Source organism: Vibrio splendidus 12E03 (assembly GCF_000272105.2).
Taxonomy (GTDB): domain Bacteria; phylum Pseudomonadota; class Gammaproteobacteria; order Enterobacterales; family Vibrionaceae; genus Vibrio; species Vibrio splendidus_I.
Map to the genome: position 1 here is coordinate 19,439 of NZ_AJZD02000305.1, position 21,256 is coordinate 40,694.

The 21,256-nt window shown below is 44.8% G+C and carries 13 protein-coding genes; 8 read left to right on the forward strand and 5 right to left on the reverse strand.

The genetic code is table 11. The features are described from left to right. The first annotated feature begins 13 nt into the window (after positions 1-13). Together A142_RS19190 and A142_RS19195 are read left to right on the forward strand one after the other, a co-directional pair. Entirely contained in the window at positions 14-1,843 is a 1,830-nt protein-coding gene (locus A142_RS19190; RefSeq protein ID WP_019823319.1) for a formylglycine-generating enzyme family protein, read from the forward strand. A 364-nt stretch (positions 1,844-2,207) separates the two neighbouring features. Then, a complete protein-coding gene (locus A142_RS19195; protein WP_019823321.1) occupies positions 2,208-2,990 on the forward strand; it encodes a helix-turn-helix transcriptional regulator in 783 nt (260 codons plus the stop codon). Positions 2,991-3,092: 102 nt separating this feature from the next. Here A142_RS19195 and pdxH read toward each other — a convergent pair whose 3' ends face one another. Further along, positions 3,093-3,728 (reverse strand): pyridoxamine 5'-phosphate oxidase, encoded by a 636-nt coding sequence (pdxH, locus tag A142_RS19200; RefSeq protein ID WP_017061203.1) that lies wholly within the window; start codon positions 3,726-3,728, stop codon positions 3,093-3,095. Positions 3,729-3,895: 167 nt separating this feature from the next. On the opposite strand from pdxH, the gene A142_RS19205 reads away from it, so the two are divergent. The 6 genes from A142_RS19205 (at position 3,896) to A142_RS19230 (ending at position 13,463) form a co-directional block, all read left to right on the forward strand. Continuing rightward, positions 3,896-5,818 (forward strand): sensor histidine kinase, encoded by a 1,923-nt coding sequence (locus tag A142_RS19205; RefSeq protein ID WP_019823324.1) that lies wholly within the window; start codon positions 3,896-3,898, stop codon positions 5,816-5,818. Positions 5,819-5,886: 68 nt separating this feature from the next. Continuing rightward, entirely contained in the window at positions 5,887-7,182 is a 1,296-nt protein-coding gene (locus A142_RS19210) for a sigma-54-dependent transcriptional regulator (protein WP_029405520.1), read from the forward strand. A gap of 112 nt (positions 7,183-7,294) precedes the next feature. Next, on the forward strand, positions 7,295-8,686 hold the full coding sequence (locus A142_RS19215; RefSeq protein WP_019823328.1) for an HlyD family type I secretion periplasmic adaptor subunit: 1,392 nt from the start codon (positions 7,295-7,297) through the stop codon (positions 8,684-8,686). Positions 8,687-8,745: 59 nt separating this feature from the next. Next, complete coding sequence (locus A142_RS19220; protein WP_019823329.1) at positions 8,746-9,414, forward strand: transglutaminase-like cysteine peptidase; 669 nt, start codon at positions 8,746-8,748, stop codon at positions 9,412-9,414. Between the two features lie 5 nt (positions 9,415-9,419). Beyond that, on the forward strand, positions 9,420-11,330 hold the full coding sequence (locus A142_RS19225; protein ID WP_019823331.1) for a bifunctional diguanylate cyclase/phosphodiesterase: 1,911 nt from the start codon (positions 9,420-9,422) through the stop codon (positions 11,328-11,330). Positions 11,331-11,348: 18 nt separating this feature from the next. Further along, entirely contained in the window at positions 11,349-13,463 is a 2,115-nt protein-coding gene (locus A142_RS19230) for a type I secretion system permease/ATPase (RefSeq protein ID WP_019823334.1), read from the forward strand. Positions 13,464-13,587: 124 nt separating this feature from the next. Here the strand turns inward: A142_RS19230 and A142_RS19235 are convergent, their stop codons facing one another. The 4 genes from A142_RS19235 to A142_RS19250 form a co-directional block, all read right to left on the reverse strand. Then, a complete protein-coding gene (locus A142_RS19235) occupies positions 13,588-15,258 on the reverse strand; it encodes a DUF342 domain-containing protein (RefSeq protein WP_019823336.1) in 1,671 nt (556 codons plus the stop codon). 419 nt (positions 15,259-15,677) lie between these two features. Then, on the reverse strand, positions 15,678-17,771 hold the full coding sequence (locus A142_RS19240) for a GNAT family N-acetyltransferase (protein WP_019823338.1): 2,094 nt from the start codon (positions 17,769-17,771) through the stop codon (positions 15,678-15,680). 93 nt (positions 17,772-17,864) lie between these two features. Continuing rightward, entirely contained in the window at positions 17,865-18,839 is a 975-nt protein-coding gene (locus A142_RS19245) for a ParB/RepB/Spo0J family partition protein (RefSeq protein ID WP_019823340.1), read from the reverse strand. Positions 18,840-18,844: 5 nt separating this feature from the next. After that, the gene (locus A142_RS19250) at positions 18,845-20,062 is read right to left on the reverse strand and encodes a ParA family protein (protein WP_017061213.1); all 1,218 of its coding nucleotides are present in this window, start codon (positions 20,060-20,062) and stop codon (positions 18,845-18,847) included. Positions 20,063-21,256 lie beyond the last annotated feature (1,194 nt).

The window sequence follows — 21,256 nt, forward strand, 5'->3', positions numbered from 1 at the left end:
GAAGTAGCCCATCATGCGCCAAGGTCTTCCTACTCTATTATTTGCACTTGCTCCCTGCTTAATGACGCCAGCTGTTTTTGCTGAGGCAACACCACCAGCGATCGCGTCATCTGTCACCGACATTGAAAGCTCACTTTTCGAAAAGCATGCCGACTTAACGGCTGTTGAGAAGAAATTGGCTGATAAACAAAATGAAGTCGACAATCAGGCGCAGCAAACGGCACGTCTAGCTGAATTATCGGCTCAAGCAGAGCAAACACTCGCAAAAGCGAAAGCCAGCCTAGAGCAAGATTACACGCGCATGATTGATGAGCCCGATTTCGATATCTCGCCCGCTCAAAACCGCTTCCAAGACGCTTGGAAAACCGTAAAAGAAGGCAAGCTTTCGATTTCAGACTCAGAGCAGAAGCAGCAAGACTTGGTGATGGAGCTTGAGGTTATCCAAGCCGAGAAAACCGCAGCAGAAGCTTCAATCGCAAACCTGAACCAAGACAAGCTAAGAGCAAGAGCAGAGCGACTAAGAAACGAGATCACTCAAACGGAAGAGCAAACGGTTAGCTTTACCAACCGTTGCAGCAGCGATATGACACTGGCGCAGTGTTCAGACCAAACGGTGACCTTGGCACTTCAAAAAGCGGTAAAACAGTTCCAACACAGCCTAGTGGACAACGCGACTGAATCGAAAACAGTGAAAGAGCACCTTGCGTCTGCTTCGCTAAATATTCACGTTCTGCAACACAAAGTGAAATCCTCTGGCTTCTCTGAAGATAACCGTTACCGAGCGGTGATTGCGGCGAACCTAGAAACTCGTCCAGATAAGAACACCCCTTGTCGCCTACTTGGTATTCAGTCATCAAACTGTTTCACGCAAAGCGAGCAGCAAACCAACGACCAGCAAAAAGAAGTCGCTTGGGTTAACTTGGTGGTACGTTCAAATCAATACAACGACAAGGTTTCTATCAACGGCGTGAACTATGGCAGCACACCCGTTGAAGTGATGTTACCAACAGGCCAGCACATGGTCACGATTGAGAAAGAGGGTTACCTTTCTTTCCACCAAGAGCTGAAGATAGCCCGCGATCACAACCTACGAGCCGTATTACAGGCCAAGCAGAACTCATTGAATGTCGGTACCAAGTTTGCAGACCCGGTGGGAAACAACATTCAGAGCCCTGAAATGATTGTTGTCGGCTCAGGTCGCTACCTACTCGGTGAGAACAACGCACAACAAGTGACGATCAAAAAGCCGTTTGCATTAGCCGCAACACCAACCCGTGTTCAAGACTTCAAAGCATTCGTAAAAAGCACTGGCTACCAAACAGACGCAGAGCTAATGAACACCTGCGATACGTTCGTGAATGCAGAGATCACAACCGTTTCGGACAATGACTGGCAAAGCCCTGGCTTTAAACAAGCAGATAACTCACCCGTTGTATGTGTCAGCCAAAATGATGCAAAAGCGTATACTCGTTGGTTATCTCAAAATACCGGCTTCACTTACCGCTTGCCAACACCACAAGAGTGGGAAGCTGCAGCAAGAGCAGGCCAAGACACCAACTTCTGGTGGGGCAATGAATTCCGTTCAGGCAAAGCCAATACTGGCTGGGCGGGTACACCTTGGTCAAACGTTAGCACATCTCCAGTTAAGTCATTCCTACCAACGCCAACAGGCTTCTACGACATGGTGGGTAATGTATGGGAATGGACAACCGTTCAGAAAGGCCTAGCGAAAGGTGGCGCGTGGAGCTTCTCTCCAGAAGAAGCAAAAGTGTTTAACGAACTGTACGTACCGCCTTCAACGGCAGCGAACTATCTAGGATTCCGAGTCGTGCGAGAGCTGTAGGCTCCCAATCACAGGCTCAGAATCCCCAATATTTACTCTAGGTTCTCAATTATCACATTGAGCAGCATTTATAGGGGAATTCCCCCCTTATGCATAAGCACTCCTAGGAGTAGATTCGTCGATAGAGTAGTAAGTCACTCTGGGTATCAAATTGATGCCTCAGTTTAATTTACCTGACCCTCGTAAATTAGACTGAAAATCTTCTACATGTCGACAAGGCATATCTTGTCTTTAGCCAGCCCCTCTTCAGGCTGGCTTTTTTTTGCCTGATTATCACCCTTTATGCCCATCGATTCTCCGTGATCGACACAGTTAATCAGCAGTCCGTTTAACTGTCAGTCACCCCTTATGTTTCGTACTCTAATTGCCATTGCAGCGCTATAAGAAACTGATATCATTGCCATACCTCTGCTTACGAGATAAAACCTTGCCAGATCCACTCAACTCCATACATCGTTCTTTATTCGAACAACTTCCAGGCTGCTGGGGCTGCAAAGATACTGACTCGGTCTTCGTGTACGCCAACCTTGCTTACAACCAATTGATTGGCTTAAAACCCAATGAAACTTGTACTGGCTTGACCGACTTCGACATGCCCAGTCAAACCACTGAGTGCGCACAAGATTTCAGGGCTCAAGACAAACATGTAATGGATACACGCAGTACCCTTAAGATCCTCGATATTCACCCTTATCCAGACGGACGCTGGCACGCCCATATCTTTACCAAAACCCCTTGGCTTGATGATGACGACAACGTCCAAGGCACCATCTTCTATGGCCAAGAGCTTACCGATACCGCGATCTTAGAGGTTGGTCATTGGGTTTGTCAGGCCACAGGAACAAAAGGCAATCAGGCATCGCTTGCGGGGTCAGAGCCGCGCGTCTCTAAACTGCAAAAGCGGCTGACTTCGAGAGAATCAGAGGTGCTGTTCTTACTGCTTTTTGGCAAGAAACCACAGTACATCGCGTCGACGCTAAACATTTCAATCAAAACGGTCGAAGGTCATGTCGCCAGATTGAAACAGAAGTTCGATGCACGCAGTAAAAGCCAATTGATTGAGTATGCGTTGGACTCAGGATTAGGCTCAGTGATCCCAGAAACTCTGCTCAAAAAACAGATATCTGTTGTTCTACACAGTGACTGATTTACTAATTAGCTGAAAATTCAGACAAAAAAATGCCGTTGATTTGATCAGTCTAATCAACGGCATTTTTGGATCTATTAAGCAGCTAAGCGATCAAGCAGCCTAAGGCGCTAGGCGATCAATATCCCAACTGTTGTCTTGGCGTGAGAACAAGAAACGGTCGTGCAAGCGGTGTTCACCACCCTGCCAGAACTCAATGCTATCCACACGTACACGGAAACCACCCCAGAAAGAAGGCACAGGAATCTCTCCTTTGGCAAACTTCTGTTTAAGCTCTAGATACTTACCTTCTAAAATCCCACGTGCTGAGATACGGCTACTCTGCTTACTTGCAATCGCGGCCAATTGGCTCTCTTTTGGACGTGACGAGAAGTACTTCATATTTTCCATAGCCGTCAGCTTTTCAGCCGTGCCCGTAATATGAACTTGTCGCTCAAGTGGATGCCAAGGGAAGTGCAAACTGATTTTGCTGTTGTGCTCAAGCTGGTGCGCTTTACGGCTACCTAAGTTGGTGTAAAAAACGAACCCGTCTTTATCAACATTCTTCAGCAGAACAATTCGTTGGAATGGCTGACCATTTTCATCAACCGTAGCAACTGTCATGGCAGTGGGGTCCGTCAACTTCGCTTCAATGGCTTGCTCTAGCCATAGATTGAATTGCTCAATCGGGTCTGCGGCCAAGTCTTTACGTCTCAATCCACCCTTAGCGTATTCGCGACGAATATCTGTCAGTTCCATTTGGTTGCTCCTTTCAATTTTTTTGTGATTTTGCGCTGTAATCCTTTGAAACACAAGTCTAAGCCATGGTTTTGTCTCGCAGAAGGTGCTCTGTGTTAACAAGATCTCGGTACTCTCTCCATCATATTGATAATCTTTATACAAACCGATGACAAGTTGAGATCCGAGTGACCAAAATACTGCCTAACCTAATGACGCCCTTTGTTTTATTCTCATTGTTATTGGGAGCTGCAGGGCTGACTGCAACCCACTTTATGGCAGTGCAATTCCAAGAAAAAATCGTCACTCAGCAACTCGATGAAGCAGCGAATAAAGCCAATCTACAAATCGACTCTGAATTGGATAAATTCAAACAGATCCCCGATTTACTCAGCCATGATCCACGTCTGCTCTCTTATTTTGACTCATCACCACGAGCAGACAAGATTTCCGCTGCGCAGCTCAATCAATTACTATTTGAATGGTCGAATCAAAGCCAAGCCGACACCATCTATATTCACGACCCGAGCGGTACTGTGGTCGCTTCCAGTAATTACCAAAAGCCTCGTACCTTTGTAGGTGAGAACTTCTCGTTTCGTCCCTACTTTGCTTCTGCTATTCAAGGCAACAACACACAATATGTCGCGCTAGGCGCTCGTTCGAACGTACGCGGTTATTTTCTGTCTTCGCCTCTGTATATCGACAAAGAAACTGTCGGGGTTATCACCGTAAAAGTGAGCTTAGAAAACCTCGAAAACATCCTGACCAGCGACGACTTTGAGATCGTGGTACTCGACTCTAACCAAGTGGTGTTTCTATCAAGCCAAGCTCCATGGCTTTATCATTCATTGTTGCCATTAACTCAGCAACAACAAACGGATATCGCACTTCAACGCCAATACGGTCAAAGCGAAATTTCGATCATCGAAGCCTTTCGCTCTTCAAGCTCTCAGTCAGAAGCTAGCAATACCAATCAATCTAGCAACCTTCAATCCAATGAAATCCGAAAAGAGCTCACCGCCAACCAGTTATTCAAGCTTGGTGCTTTTAATCTTTACCCTGCAACGGTCAGCAACAACCAGTACCAAGTTGTCGCACTAAAAGAGACCAGAGCTGAACTTATTAAAATCTTGCAGATCGATGTCATCTTCGTGGTGATTTACAGCTTGGTGATGCTCATCGCTTGGTCGTGGCGCCAAACCTACGTAGCGAAAGTGGCGTTGACCCGACTCAACCAAAACTTAGAGCAAACCGTTGATAAACGCACTCACTACTTGAAGCAATCCAATCAACAGCTGCAACAAACCCTTTTTCAATACCAAGAGTCGCAATCCAAGTTGAAACAGACAGAACAAGAGCTGACACAAACCGCGAAATTAGCGGTACTCGGTGAACTGTCAGCCAGCATTAACCACGAAATCAACCAACCACTTGCAGCACTGCGAACCTACAGTGAAAACAGCTTAAAGCTACTGGAAATGGAACGAACCGATTTAGTGAAAAGCAATCTTGAGAAAATGATTGGCCTCAACAACACCATTACGGACATCATCGCGCGACTCAAAGTCTTTACTCGCAAGGTCACCAAACAAGAACATCATGTGGCGAACCTGCATCAAGCGGTCAATAACGCCACCAGCATTCTCAGTGCGCTGATGATCAAGCAAGGTATTACGCTGAGGCTAAGCACGGTGCCAGATGATATCAATATTGCGATTCATCCAACCGAACTAGAACAAGTACTGGTGAACCTGATTCACAACGCGACTCAAGCGCTTCAACAGCAAGTTCTTGAACAGAAAATCTTGCAGGAGCAACAAAACCTGGAAAGCGTTGACCAACAGGCTAGCCCACAGATAGGCATCGAATGGCAACTGCACCATGACTCTTGTCAGCTGATCATTTGGGATAACGGAATTGGCATGCCGAACGATAAGCTAGAACAGCTGTTCGACCCGTTTTTTACCACCAAACCGGAAGGCTTAGGGCTAGGGCTTTCAATATCGAAACGGATTATTGAAGCGTATCACGGCACGATCAGCGCGAACCGGTTAGAGCCTTCAGGCATGGTATTCTCGCTAAACATCCCGTTATATAACGATAAGGGCTAACACGCCGTTGTTATCGCTGATTAGAAAACGAATCTCACATACTGCTAAGGACTCGACTTTTGCACTCTATGCCTAAACTCTATTTTGTCGACGATGAACCCGCCATTCGAGACTCCGTAGAACAAGCCATGCTCATTGAAGGCATCGATATCGTCTGCTTTCCCAATGCTATTGAGGCATTAAAGAAAATAGATACCACGCAAGCCGGAATTGTCATCACCGATATTCACATGCCGGTAATGGATGGCATTCAATTAACGCAAAAGTTGCTGAGCCAAAATCCTCATTTTCAGGTCATCGTACTTACCGGACATGGTGACGTGCAAACCGCGGTGTCCGCGATGAAAGCCGGCGCTTACGATTTTCTGGAAAAGCCATTTGTGGTCGATGCCCTACTCACTGCCGTTAAAAAAGCGGCGGATAAGCTCGCACTGGTTGAAGAGAACAACCTACTGCGTAAAGAGTTGGCAATGCAAAATCAGGTTGGCCCAAAACTGATTGGTCAATCGCCATCGATGCAGGCATTACGCCGAGAATTGATCACCCTAGATACCAAAACCAACCCACTTCTATTGTTTGTTGGTGATTTAGGGACAGGGAAAAGGGTCACTGCACAATACACCCATGATTTACACAGTCATCAAACCGCGGAGCTTTGCCCTGTCGCTGCGTTTAATTTGCCACGCAGTGACGAAGCGACATTCCATCAGTTTGTTTTGCAACTGTTCTTGAAGCATCAAGGTGGAACGATCTATATCCATGAGACAGAAGCATTAACTCAAGATCAATGGCTGTGGTTAGCGAACTTAAAACCCACTCTACTTCGTGAAAACTCATGCAAGACCAATGCAACTTGTATCATTATCGCAACTACAGTAGTTCCTACTACAATTACAGGTGAACTACGCCGATTTAATTTACTACCCTTGGCGCAAAGAACGGAAGATATTGGATCTTTGTTCAAACACTTTGCTCGCGGTGCAGCCAGTCGCTATCAACTGCCGCCCCCCGTCATTACAGAAAAAGAGATTCAACGACTCATTGCAACGCATTGGACGGAGAACATTCGTCAGCTTCGCCAACATGCTGAACTCAGAGTGCTGACTCAAATTAAGCAGCCGTCGCTCGACAGCGATACTAATGAGCCAAATGACGACAATGAACTCGATATGAGCATTGAAGAGCAACAACAGTCGTTAAACCAACGCACCGATAGCTTTGAACAAATTATCTTGATTGAGGCGTTACATCGCCATCAAGGGCGTTTAAAAGAAGTACAACAAGAGCTGCAGGTATCGCGAAAAACACTGTATGACAAACTAAGAAAGCACCAACTCGATAAAACAGATTTCAAGAACCGATAAGTCTTAAAAAATATATAAATTCAAAGATTTAAAGGAGCAAAATCTTAACATTTATCAAAAGTAAGAATACACTCAATAGGCTTGCACTTTTATTTAGCGAACAAGGACTGTTATGAGTCAGAAAAATTTCAGCAAATTGAACGAGACCGAGCTTGAGTATGTCGATGATAAAACAGCGGCACTGCTCCTCAATACGCCCACCAGTGCGCGTATTATGTTGTGGGTGATCGTTCTGTTTTTTATTGCTGCTATTGGGTGGTCTGCCTGGGCAGAGATCGACAAAGTTACCGTTGGCCAAGGCAAAGTGATCCCTTCCTCTCAGATCCAAGTGGTGCAAAACCTTGAGGGTGGTTTGGTTAAAGAGATCTTAGTTAGAGAAGGCCAACAAGTTCAAAAAGGTCAACAACTACTATTGATCGATGACACTCGCTTCCGCTCAGACTTCCGCGAACGTGAACAACAAGTTGCCAATTTAACCGCCAACGTATTGATGCTTTCAGCCTCATTAACCAGTGTTGTTATCGACGAAGAGTTTTCTGTAGAAGAGTGGAAAAAAAGTGTGTTACTTGATTACGGCAAGCTCGCCTTCCCACCCAAGTTTTATGAACTTCAACCTCAACTGGTTAATCGCCAAAAAGCAGAATATCGTCAAGATCTCAATAACCTAAAAAACCAACTTTCCGTTTTTGATCAACAAGTTGAACAGAAACAACAAGACCTTATCGAAATTAAAGCGCGTGTCGATAACTTAGGACAGAGTTACCGATTCGCCCGCCAAGAACTGGATATCACCAAGCCTCTAGCCGATGAAGGGGTGGTACCACGAATTGAATTACTTAAACTGCAAAGACAAGTCAACGACACTCGCCGAGAAATGACCTCAAGCGAGCTAAAAATCCCTCTTCTACGTTCAGCCATCAAAGAAGCGATGCTCAGCCGTGTTGATGCCGCACTGAACTTCCGCTCCGAACAACAAGAAAAACTCAATCAAGCCCAAGACAAGCTATCTGCAATGACCGAATCGGCCGTTGGCCTTGAAGACAGAGTAAACCGCACTGTGGTGGTATCTCCTGTAACCGGCACCGTTAAAACGCTTGGCATAAATACCGTAGGCGGTGTTATCCAACCGGGTATGGACATCGTTGAGATTGTACCAACAGAAGACTCGCTATTGGTCGAAGCGAAAATCGCTCCTCAAGACATCGCCTTCCTACGCCCAGAACTGACAGCCATCGTTAAATTCAGTGCTTACGACTTTACTAAATACGGTGGTCTAGAAGGCGTGCTAGAGCACATCAGTGCCGATACCACCCAAGATGAAGAAGGCAATAGCTTCTACATCGTGCGCGTGCGCACCGAAAAACACAATTTTGGACAGAACGAAGAGTTGCCAATCATTCCAGGTATGACCGCCTCTGTCGATATCATCACGGGCAAGAGAACCGTGCTTGAGTACATGTTGAAGCCACTATTAAGCGCTCAAAACAATGCACTAAAAGAGTAAGGACGTTGGATGTTTGATAACGCCTTTCAATACACAGCAAATAGACAAGAGCAGAGGCTATGAAGTCTCGGATTTCGCTATTGCTGCTGGTCCTCACCTCTTTTACCTCTGTGGCGCTCAACAAGAGCGACCAACGGTGGATAGATGCGGTGACCAAAACCTACGGCGATAGAGCCGGAAAGCGAGTGGCGACATGGCGCTCAAATATGACGTCATACGATGGATTAAGTGAAAAAGAGAAGCTCAGATCGGTGAACCAGTTCTTCAACCAAATGTACTTTGTCGATGACAACATACTGTGGGGAAAGAATGACTACTGGGCAACACCACTGGAATTTTTAGGCAGCAACGCCGGTGATTGTGAAGACTTCACTATCGCAAAATACTTCTCTTTGCTTGAACTGGGCGTCCCAGATAAGAAATTACGATTAGTGTACGTAAAGGCACTGGAGCTAAATCAGTTCCACATGGTGTTGGCGTATTACTCAACACCGAGTGCAGAGCCACTAATTTTGGACAACTTAAACCCTGAAATTAAACGCGGTTCCAAACGCCCAGATCTACGACCAATTTACAGTTTCAACGGTAAAAACCTTTGGTTGATCAAGTCGGCAGCAGGCAGCGGCAAGTTAGCAGGGAAATCTTCAAGATTGAGCTTATGGAACGACTTACGTTCCCGTGAGCGCTCTCTAAAATTAAACAAACCCATTATCAATTACGATGAGTAGGTACAATGACTTTATATAAACAGCTTGTGGTCGGGATGGTTGCAGTGTTCATACTGCTGATGACGTCAGTTTTTATGATCGAATTCAATACCACCCGTGGATACTTAGAGGAGCAGCAACGCTCTGAGGTAAGTAATACCATTAATACTGTTGGACTGGCTCTCGCCCCTTACCTAGAAGAAAAGGACAAGGTGGCAGTGGAGTCTGTTATCAACGCCCTGTTTGATGGCAGTTCTTACTCAGTCGTTCGATTGATATTTCTCGACAGCGGTGAAGACATTCTCCGCTCATACCCTGTAAAGCCAACCGGCGTGCCAGAGTGGTTTACCAACCTAAACCTGTTCGAACCTGTTCATGACCGCCGCGTGATCACCAGTGGCTGGATGCAATTGGCCGAAGTCGAGATCGTAAGTCATCCAGGTCCTGCCTACGATCAACTTTGGCAAGCATTCATCCGCTTACTGAGCATATTTGGCACGATCTTCTTGCTCGGGTTAGTGTCTATATCTTGGATCCTTAAACGCGCTTTACGCCCGCTCTCGTTGATCATTACCAAAATGGATCAGATCGCCAAGAATCAGTTTGGCGAACCACTAGCCCGTCCAAAGACAAAAGATCTGACTTTGGTTGTCGATGGTATCAACCACATGTCGACTCAAGTTGAACTGGCATTTAAAAACCAAGCGAAAGAAGCTCAGAAGTTACGTGAAAGAGCGTATATCGACCCTGTATCTCAGCTAGGTAACCGTGCTTACTACATGTCTCAGTTAACTCAATGGTTAGAAGAGTCGAGCTTAGGTGGTTTAGCGGTACTTAAAGCGGAGTTTATTAGTGAAGAGTACGATGAAAATGGCTATCAAGAAGGTGATGCCTTAGTTCATCAACTGGCTGAACAGCTGCAAGCTTCAATTTCATCTCCAGATATCACCATCGCTCGTATTTCTAGTGACGAGTTCGGTTTCATCATGCCAAACATTGATGAGAGCGAACTGAAACTTGTCGCGAGCAGCATCGTAAACTGTATCCAGAGCCTAGGTTCAGACCCAACAGGCACTGCGAATCCACATATTGCTCTTGGTGTGACCTACAGCAACAAGCGTAAAACCAGTACTGAAATCATGTCGCTGGTGGATAACGCACTCTCAAGTGCCAAGGCGAATCGAGAACTTGCTTACGGCTACGTCACCGCAGACGATCACGGCGCAGTGATGGGCAAACAACAATGGCGTATGTTGGTTGAAGAAGCGATCATCAACGACCTCATTACCTTCCGTTTGCAGGCTGCAAACAATGCCTTTGGTAAAACGTATCACCAAGAGGTGTTCTCTGCGATTGAAAAAGATGGCGTGCGTTACGGTGCTAACCAGTATCTATACGCGCTAGAACAGCTTGAAATGAGCCACATTCTCGACCAATACGTTATTGAGAAGATGATTGAAAAGCTCAATGCAAAAGAAGTAGCCAGCCCAGTCGCTATTAATATCTCGCCAAGCAGTATATCTCAACCAAGCTTCATCCGTTGGATCGGTAAGACGCTTGAACAGAATGCTTCAATCGCTCACCTGTTGCACTTTGAGATTCCAGAAAACTGCTTCATCAACGTTCCGCACTACACGGCACTCTTGTGTAACACCATTCGCAACGCTGAAGCGGTGTTTGGTGTCGATAACTACGGACGTAACTTCCAATCACTGGATTACATCAACGAATACCGTCCAAGCTATGTGAAGCTAGATTACCTGTTCACACATAACCTTGATGACGAAAAACAGAAGTTCACCTTAACGTCGATCTCTAGAACCGCTCACAACCTAGGCGTCACCACCATCGCGTCTCGAATAGAAACTCAGACTCAGCTAGATATCCTGTCTGATAACTACGTAGAAGTGTTCCAAGGCTTCATTGTTGATAAATAGTTGTAAGGGTTATATCACATGCAAGATCCACTATTGAACTCACTGATCTACGTTAGCCGGTATTACGGGTTAGCTAACTCGCCCGAAGCGTTGATCAATGGGCTACCACTATCAGACGGAAAGCTAACCCCTTTCCTATTCCCTCGTTCTGCTGAACGAGCAGGATTAGTGGCAAAAGAAAACCGTTCCGATTTAGAAAAGATCCCTCACCTGATTCTGCCTGCAGTTTTACTGCTTAAACAAGGTGAGGCGTGCGTTCTCAACAGCATTGATTTAGAGAAGCAAGAAGCGGAAATCATTACTGCGGAAAGCGGAATGGTGCCAATCATCATTCCTATTGAAGAGCTGAAAGAACAATTCATCGGTCGCTACTTCTTGGTAAAGAAACAGTTCCGTTATGATGAACGTTCACCAGAGGTTCTAAAAACACGTAAAGGGCATTGGTTTTGGAGCACCATTTGGGAATCTAAAAACATCTACCGAGATGTGTTGATCGCCTCCATTCTGATCAACATCTTCGCAATTGCCGCGCCCATGTTCACTCGCTTGGTGTACGACAAAGTAGTCCCTAACCTCGCCTTTGAAACCTTGTGGGTGCTAGCGAGTGGTATCTTCGTCGTATTCCTATTCGATTTGCTGCTCAAATTGATGCGCAGCTACTTCATTGACGTTGCCGGTAAGAAATCCGATATTCTCATTTCCTCCAAGCTGTTTAGTAAGGTGCTAGGGATTCGCATGGAAGCAAAGCCTGCTTCTGTCGGCGCTTTCGCTAAAAACCTGCAAGAGTTCGAATCCATTCGAGAGTTCTTTACCTCTGCAACCATTGGCTCGCTAATCGACTTACCGTTCGCACTGATGTTCTTAGCACTCATTTGGTTAATGGCCGGAAACCTTGTGTTCGTTCCCGTTGCTGGCGTGGTTATTTTGATCATCTACGCGTTGCTAATCCAAGGTCCACTACGCCGTACTATTGAAGAAGGCTCTCGTCTTGCTTCGCAGAAGTATGCAAACTTGATTGAAAGTTTGGCAGGGTTAGAAACGGTTAAGCTGTTCAGCGCGCAAAGCCAATTCCAATTCCGTTGGGAAGAAGCTGTAGCTCACATGGCGAATTGGAATATCAAAAGCCGACGCATCACAGACAGCATCCAAAACACCGCCGGCTTTGTTCAGCAAAGTACTAACGTAGGTATGATCATCTTTGGCGTGTATCTAATTGCAGAAGGTGAACTCACTATGGGTGGCTTGATTGCCGCGACCATGTTGAGCGGCCGTGCAATTGGTCCTCTTGTTCAACTGTCTTTGCTTTCTACACGTTACAACCAAGCAAAGTCTTCGATGACCTTGATTGAACAAGTAATGTCGATGCCGGATGAACAAGAAGAAGGTAAACGTTATATCCACCGTCCGATTATTCAGGGTCATATCGCGCTAGATAAAGTGACGTTCCACTACCCAGATTCACCCGTTGCTTCTATTAGAGACTTAACCCTCAATATTAGCCCAGGGGAGAAAGTGGCGATCATTGGTCGTATTGGTTCCGGTAAAACCACGCTAGAACGCCTGATTATGGGCCTGTACAAGCCCACAGAAGGCCATGTACGCATTGATGACACCGATATGGAGCAACTGCATCATGTCGACGTACGACGCAATATAGGCTGTGTGCCACAAGACAGTAACCTGTTCTACGGTTCAGTAAGAGACAACATCACCTTAGGTCGCCCTTTGGTGGATGACCGTGACGTGATGGATGCAGCGAACCGTGCAGGCGTAACCGCATTTACTCAACAAGATCCGGCAGGTTTAGAACGCCAAGTGGGTGAAGGTGGTGCTTTGCTGTCTGGTGGTCAACGTCAGTCAATTGCCATTGCAAGAGCCTTTCTAGGCCGTCCGCCAGTATTGCTAATGGATGAGCCGACCAGTGCTATGGATAACCGTTCAGAGATGCACATCAAACACCAACTTAACCAATTGCTACCAAGCGAGACGTTGATTCTGATTACGCACAAAACGTCGATGTTGGATATTGTCGATCGAGTGATCGTAATGGAGAAAGGCTGCATCATTGCAGATGGTCCAAAAGCACAGGTTCTTTCAGACCTTAAACAAGGCCGAGTAAGAGCGGTGAGCTAAAACGCGCAATCCACCTAAATAAATCATTATCAGTAGAAAGCAAAAGGGGAGCATCAACTCCCCTTTTTCTATTTGTCAGTATCGACACCTAGACAATACGTCACTTTGTGTTCAGCACAAAAGTCTACAAAGCAATATCCTCTTGCTCCATCTTGAATGAACATTGAATCTCGTATTGGTTGAATGAGAAAACACTTCCGCCGTGGGTTCTCTTGGTTGTGACTGTCTCATCACCAAATTGAATCGTCACTCGGGTATACACTTTTTCGTGTACCTCTACCGTACATTCAGCAAGGTTGGTTTCAAACTCTGCTTCGAGTGTATCTAACTGCGACTTTGTATTTTCAATTGCGAGGTTGTTCTTCTCACGTTGCCGCTCTATTTCTAGGGCTTGCTCTTCGCTTCTCTCTGCTTTCGGGCGCTTCTTAAATTCTAACTCTTGGCGAATCACACCCATGGTTTGCTCTTGAGTGTGTTTATAAGTTTCCTTCAGCTCGGCTATCTTTTGGCGGTAACCATCGTAGCGCGCAAAACCATGTACCTTAGTTGCGGTGTCTCCCTCAACACCTAAGAAGACACATTCTACTTTTCCGCCAACTTTGGCTTCACCACCGCTGAGCGTGCCGTGTTTTTTCAAACTGTCCATCACGATAAGGTTGTTACCACAGCGAATGTCATTACTCATACTGTGCACACCAAGTCGAAGGTCATTGGCCGTTTGTAGCTCGGCATTCTGTGCGTAGCTTGCTGTGATAGAGCCTTTGCTAAATACCTTACAACTTTTTGGCTCACCCTCTTTAGTCGTGTGGCCGATAATGCCTTTCGCGACTTTGATATCCCCCTGGGCTTGAACTTCGGCCGATTCGATAAAGCCACCAACCGTAACACTTCCTGTCGCCTTGACGATCATACCCGGCTCGATGTTGCCAGAGACAAAGACATTACCTTTAAATTTAACGTGCCCAGTTGAGACATCGACGTTGCTGACACATAAAGCGTCATCCACTTCGATGGTTCGATCTTTAATGATGGGCAATCCAGGGTGTGAGGCGAGTAGTAAATTGGGATCTTCAGGGGAGATGTAGGTGCCCTTTCCAGGCTTGATTAAACTGTCTTGTCCAGGAAGCGGTGGGATAATTCGGCCTTGAACGGTAAAGCCAGCGATACCTTTGGTAGCGGGGGTACGTTTCATTAAGTGATCATTTTGACCAACGGTAATGGTTTGTCCCAAGTCTCGCATATCAATCTTGCCTTCGTCTTTGCTGCGAGGCTTCAAGACTTGGCGAGTAATATCTTCAACCAAAGCGGCAAACTTAGCGTCTTTACCTTTTACTGGTTGTGTCCCTTTAGCGACTGGCTGAGTAAACTTTTCGCCGGGCTTAAGTTTGCTACTCATCATCAGAACTTTTCTGAGCGCTAACTTATTTATTCCTTTTGTTATTTGAGCTTGAGATAAGCATTGGATGATGTCGCTGCCACGCAGTGGGTGTCCATTATATGGACCAGTAACTACAAGACTCGCCAACATCTCATCATCAGACAGTTCGACCGCAACACTGGCATTTCGAACTTCGGCAATCAAGATACCTTCATAAGCTTCACCCTTACCTTCTTTAGCAAGAGTAACGAAACGCAAAACCTCTTCTTCGAAAAGAAAATAGTTTGATGCATTCAAAGCTTCCAAGGTTGGTGGCAGCGTCTTGTTATCAAAGCTTGCGTCAACCACAGTTCCGGTTGGCAGACATGCCATTACTTGTTGCTTGTCTTCCGACAATGTAACGATGTTATCCCACATTCGAATTGAGTATCCCTAATGACTCAGTTGTTATTCAGTCTATATAATTCATTCTGCGCTGAGTATCACATTATTAGAATAATCAGCGTCACATCACTTACTTTCGATTCTGCAAACATGACTCATAAATAAGACTTACACATTTTATGATTTGCTTCGCCTTTACAAATACATAGGAAAAGTTTTTCAGAATATTTCATGTAATTGAATGTCGAGTCGATGTTAGAGCAAATAGTAAAGGCAAATAGCTTTAGAAGATTAAAGGCTGTCATGGAGAGATGAAACAGAAGTGATGTAACAGATAATCAGGGTAAAAACGGGGTTCGATGTGAAGCTGCAGTTTACAGTGTAAATCCAAGATTCTAATTTACACTGTAAATCTAATTTGTAGCAGTCGGTCTATTTTATTGATGGCTTGTCTATTTACACTGTAAATTTGCTAGCAAAGAATCGACATCTTTACGAAACTGAGTCTCTGCTTGTTTGCGACCAACAAGATTAAACTGTTCGACACAAGTCCCCCACTCTTTCTGCTGAACAACCTTTGCGATGAGTAAGTCAGAAATACCTATGTTTCGATTGTTACTGAGTAGAATCAAATTCAGTACGTTGAAGCTGATCGCATCATAACTGTTGCCACCGTTCACGTAATTTCTAACTAACTGAGTTTCAAACTCGCTAACGGTATCGACACTCTTTGGCAGCAGTGCGCGCACCATATCGGTTTCAAGTGAAACTAAAGAACCTGAAACAAGAAAACAGTAGCTACGCTCGAAGTGATTTTGAACTTGGTTAATCCAGCTTTGAGAGTTTGAGTTAAGTGCCTTAACCATCAGAACCGAGTGACAGCCGCTTGCCTGATCTCGCTGGTGGCCGATGTGTACAGCTTCGAATTCACTACCACGCCAAAAAGAAATCAATTCGCAGGTCGCACCAAAGCTTGTCGCCAGATAATCTGCTTGGCTGGTTTGCTGTGATAACTGAGCCAACATCCAACGGCCAATACCCAAACCTTGATAACGTGCTGAAACAGCAATGCGCATAACTCGAAGGCAACGACTGGTCGCCGCCTGAGTACAGCCAAGTTGGTTTGCCAGTAATACGGGAGCAAGGTGACCTTGAGGCCTGCGTTTTCCAAGTTGAATTTGAGCAATCAACTCGCTGTCCAAACCTCCCTCTTCCGTCACCAACATACAACCTAAACATTCATCTTGCTGCCAAACGGCGTATAAACGGATTGCTGGATTGTTGAGAAATTGCATTAAGTCATTTGGCGAGGTCTGATAGTGCGCATCCACAAGAAGAGAAAAACATTGTTGTAGCTGCTCAGGATTAGCTAAGCATTCTGCTTTTGATAACTCGACCAAGTTTAATTGGTTGATTGCGTCAGCAGAAAAGCCTTCGATTACATCAACCGCTGATTCAGTGACTGATGCGTCATTACCAAGTAGGAAGCAATCAAACAACCAAGCTTCTAGCGGATCGTTGATATTCCAACGAATCGGTTGTTCGAGCTTAAAGCCTTTCCACCCCGGACGATGCTCAGAAAGCCAAGATTCAAACTTAATTCCGAACCCTCGCCCACTGCCTTCGTAACCATGTACCGTGGTTGAAAAGACCATACGGTGATAGATGTCGACCATGGATTTAAGCATCGGAATTGGAATTGCAGCTGCTTCATCAACCAATAACAGATCGCAATCAGGCTTAGATTTAAGTAATTCATCTGCTGCGACGAATCTTAAACTGCCACCTTGATGACGAATGTGAGTAGCGTTTACCACTTCGCAAGATTCTAACCCTTGGCTAGCGTGAGAAAATACCGGCTCTATCGCTTTCACTGAAGGCGCGGTAACAATAATATTAAACCCGTGACGCTCAACTAACAGCTGCGCTGCGGCAATACCCAATGTCGAGCTTTTACCACGCCCTCTATCCGCAGTGAGAATCAAAGGACGTTTACGATGTCCAGACACTACCTTTTTAACTAATTCAACAGCCGTGTTTTGCTGTTCAAATTTATCCAATCCGTTTTGGGCGCTTTGCATCTGAGGAAGAGCGTGAGTTGCTTGAACTACATCGCCGGCTTCATTGTGTTGTGAAACAGAAATCAGTTTATCGAAATGACGTTTTAACCAACGTTGACCAAAGCCCTGGCTATCTTCAGAGGCATTAACTTTTGGCGGCAACACCAACAACAGCCCACCACCAACTAACGAACCCAACGCGGCACTAAAACCATTCGCATCGAACTGCTCTCTAAAATCACAAACAAGAACCTGACACTCACGACCAAGCAGTTGTTGGCCTTTTTTTACTGGAGCATGAATCACACCTTCAAATGGCGTACCGCCAATCTGGAAGATGCTCGGACTGTGTGAGTCTTGAAGGAAGGAAAAAACAGCAGAGTTTTGCCAATCAAAATCGCCATAAAAGACCACGCCGTAACGGTGATCGTTATGTTGAGCAATATTAGAAAGTATATGTAGAAAAGTGTTGGTTGGGTTTGTCATAGTTAGCGTCCAGATTCATCTAAACACAGTTTATCACAGCCAAATAAAAAGCCGCATTAAGCGGCTTTAGAGGAGTAATGAAAAGTCGTCGACTTAGTCGAGCTTCGATTGAACGAAGGCGAGGATTTCTTCCATTGTTGCATCATCAACTTTCTTAAGGTTCAACGCCAAGTTTGAACCCTTACGGCTGTATGATGCGCGGCCCTTAATAAGCTCGACTTTTGGAGAAACTTTCTTCGCTGGCGCTGGCGCCAATTCAAGAATCCAACCTTCCAAAGTTTCTGTCACGTCTTTGGTTAGACGAGTTACGCCTTGAGCTTCACTACGCTGCCATACAAAACCTTCAGAAGCGTCACACTTAGTCAACAGTGTTTGCTGCTGTTCACTCGTCAATCCACCAAACTGCTTGTGCAGCTTAACAATAGTTGGACGACCAAGGTCGCTCACATTTGGGTAAGCTTGTAGCAATTCAAGTGGCAAAGCGGCCGCTTTCAATGCACCACTCACCAAAGCTTCACTGCACTGGAACATTTTTGCCAGTGCTTTCTGGTCTTCAGCTTCGCCTTTATCTAGCTTCGCTTGCATCTCTTTGCCCTTCTCGTAAAGAGAAAGCGGTTTATGAGCGTTAGCTACGTCTGATAGGAACTTAGCGTGTTCGCCGTTAATGTTTTCAGCAACATAGATTAGGAACTCTTTGTCAGCCAAAATACATGACATACGACGACGGCTACCATCAAGAACTTCAATCTTACCGTCTTTATTCTTACGACCAACCGCTGGGTATTGCTGACCACGTTCTTTCAATGTTGTAAGAACATCAGAAAGCGCGTGCTCATTTAAGAAAGATTGCTCACGAGCGTTCTCTTCAAAAACAACCGTTCGAGTTGCCACTTCAGCCGCAGGAATGCGAACCAATTCAAATGAAACCAAATCTTCGCCAGCAACAGAAAGCTCGATCACTTGAGCCTGTTCTTTTGCCGCTGTTTGCGCTTCTTGTGGTGTTGCTACGCGACGTTTGTTTGCTTTACCAAATAGCTTTGCATTTAAGTCAGATGTTTTAATTGCCATTGTTGTTATCCCTGATTAAGTGAAGGCCAGTTGCTATGTAATACGCGCTCTAATTCTAGAGCACTTTTTTGTACTGCGTCTTGAGCAACAGCTAGAGTTTTCTTACCGCCCTCAAAGTCGCTCACCGTTAGATCGAAAACCGTGCTGTAAGTGTCGGCACAGGTTTCAAAAGCACGGCTTCTTGGAATGGTTGCCATCATTACTTGATCATTCAACAGGTAGTTCATTTCAGTCAGAACTGACACCTGTTTCTTGTTGTCGTCTTCAAACATAGTTGGCATTAGACGAACAAATTCGAGCCCTTTCCAGTCATCCGGGAACATTTCGTAAACCGTTGGTAAGTGCTGGAAGAAGTTAACCGTTGAAGCCCAATCCAAACGCTTAGCAGCACATGGAATAAGAAGTGCGTTGGACGCGTACATTGCATTCCATACTAGAGGGTCAACGTGCGGGCCGGTATCAATCATAATCACATCGAAATCATCGGCGATTTTGTCGATTAGCTTCTCTTTTAACAGACGAACAATATCAAGTGACTGATCTTGTGAAAGGCTTTGCCACGCTTCAGCGTTAAACATCGCATCTTCCGGGAATGCAGAAATTGTCTTCAGGTTTGGATACTGAGTTGGCAATAGTACGTTCTTACGAAGAAACTCTAGATCGACATCTTGGCCTTCAGGCACGTTGTCCAACATGATATCGACGGCAGAATAGATGCTGTCGTGCTCTGCCCCACTAATTTGTGGATTTAGGAACAGACGCAAAGAGCCCTGTGGATCCAAGTCAATCAGACAGATACGGTAGCGCTTATCCAAATTCAGAGACAAACAAGCGGCTAAGTGAACCGCTGTCATTGATTTACCCGTACCACCTTTCTGGTTTTGTACGTTGATAATCCATGGCTTATTGTCAGCGTGCTGCTTACGTTCATGGAACTTTGGCACTTCTGCCGCGTCCATCAACATGTGAGCTTCTGTCAATGAAATCGAGTAATGATTGGCGTTGTTCTTTGTAAACTGATGGCCATCAGCTTCAAGTTTAGTGATCGCTTCATCGAGTTTACGACGCGTTAAACCAGAACGAGTCTCCATCATAGCTTTAGACATTGGAGGGAAATGTTCATCACTTCGCTCTTCCAAAATAATCTCAATTCGGTCAGCCTGAACTTGTTGAGTTTGTTCGGCTAGCTGATAGAGCTTATCAATCGTTTGTTCTCTTTTCATTGCCAGTTTCCGTAATGATTAACTAAGTACAAATTGTACAGCGATTAACAACAAACACAACAAAAACATGAACATTCATTTATGAGTAAAATCACATAAAATAGACCGCATTTTTACAATTTGATGAAACATCGCCTTAGGCAAACACAAAAATCACCGTTTTTATCATGCATAACCATGTTATTTCTAGCCTACATTTAAAATGTTACAGTATCACTTATTTACAATGTAAATGGAAATTCAGTGAAAAACCTTCGGAACGATTGAAATACAACCGTAGATTACGGTTGGTGTGATTTGCATTCGAATTTATAGATTTTCAATACAATAAAAATTAAAAACGCTCAATGAACAAAAAGATTCAAAACAGAAGAGAAGATGGGGTGTCAAAAAACAACAGAGGATTGGAGCCTAACCGGAAGAGTGATCATGGAGTACATCCAGTGTAAGATAATTAATAACGCCAAATTATGAAGCATGATCAAGGCGTAAACTGAGCAATATTGATCCGAGTAACCGCACATTGGAAATGATCAACTTCCGGAAAAATGATCAAGTAAATATAGTTCCGGAAGCATGTAATTTATGAGCTAAGTTACGGACAAATGCTTTTGGAATGGGGATTCAACGCCTATAAGGGCTCAATGATTGAAAATTCAATCGACACAGACCTAGAATACACAAACATGACAATTTCATGATCATGCTTCCTAGTTAAGACCCACCAGCGCTAAACACATCAAAGCAATCCATTTCCAGCGGATAGAGACTAAATTTTGCACTCAAAAAGGTAAGAACGATAAAAAGTATGCTCTCTTGATCATTGTTCCGATAGATTGGCCGCCACAAGTGTCCACATAGACAAGTAAAAAGCGATTTAGAAACCGATGTTGAATTCCGATCTGTGGATAAGCTGTATAAGTATAATGATCATGCTTTCGAACCAATAATGATCATGCTTACAATGACTTAATGATCATCGTTCTGATGTTCTGTGATCATGCTTTCTTAAGTTTAATGATCATAGTTTCGGAACCTTGATGATCATGCTTTCAAAGGCGATTTATTTTAATACTTTAAATTCAGCCACTTAAAAGCAAAATTACGTCCAGATCATTAGATCACTTAATCATTTAAGATCATATTAATCAAAAAGATCAGTTATTTAAAAGCCAATAAATTCTCTTTATTTAT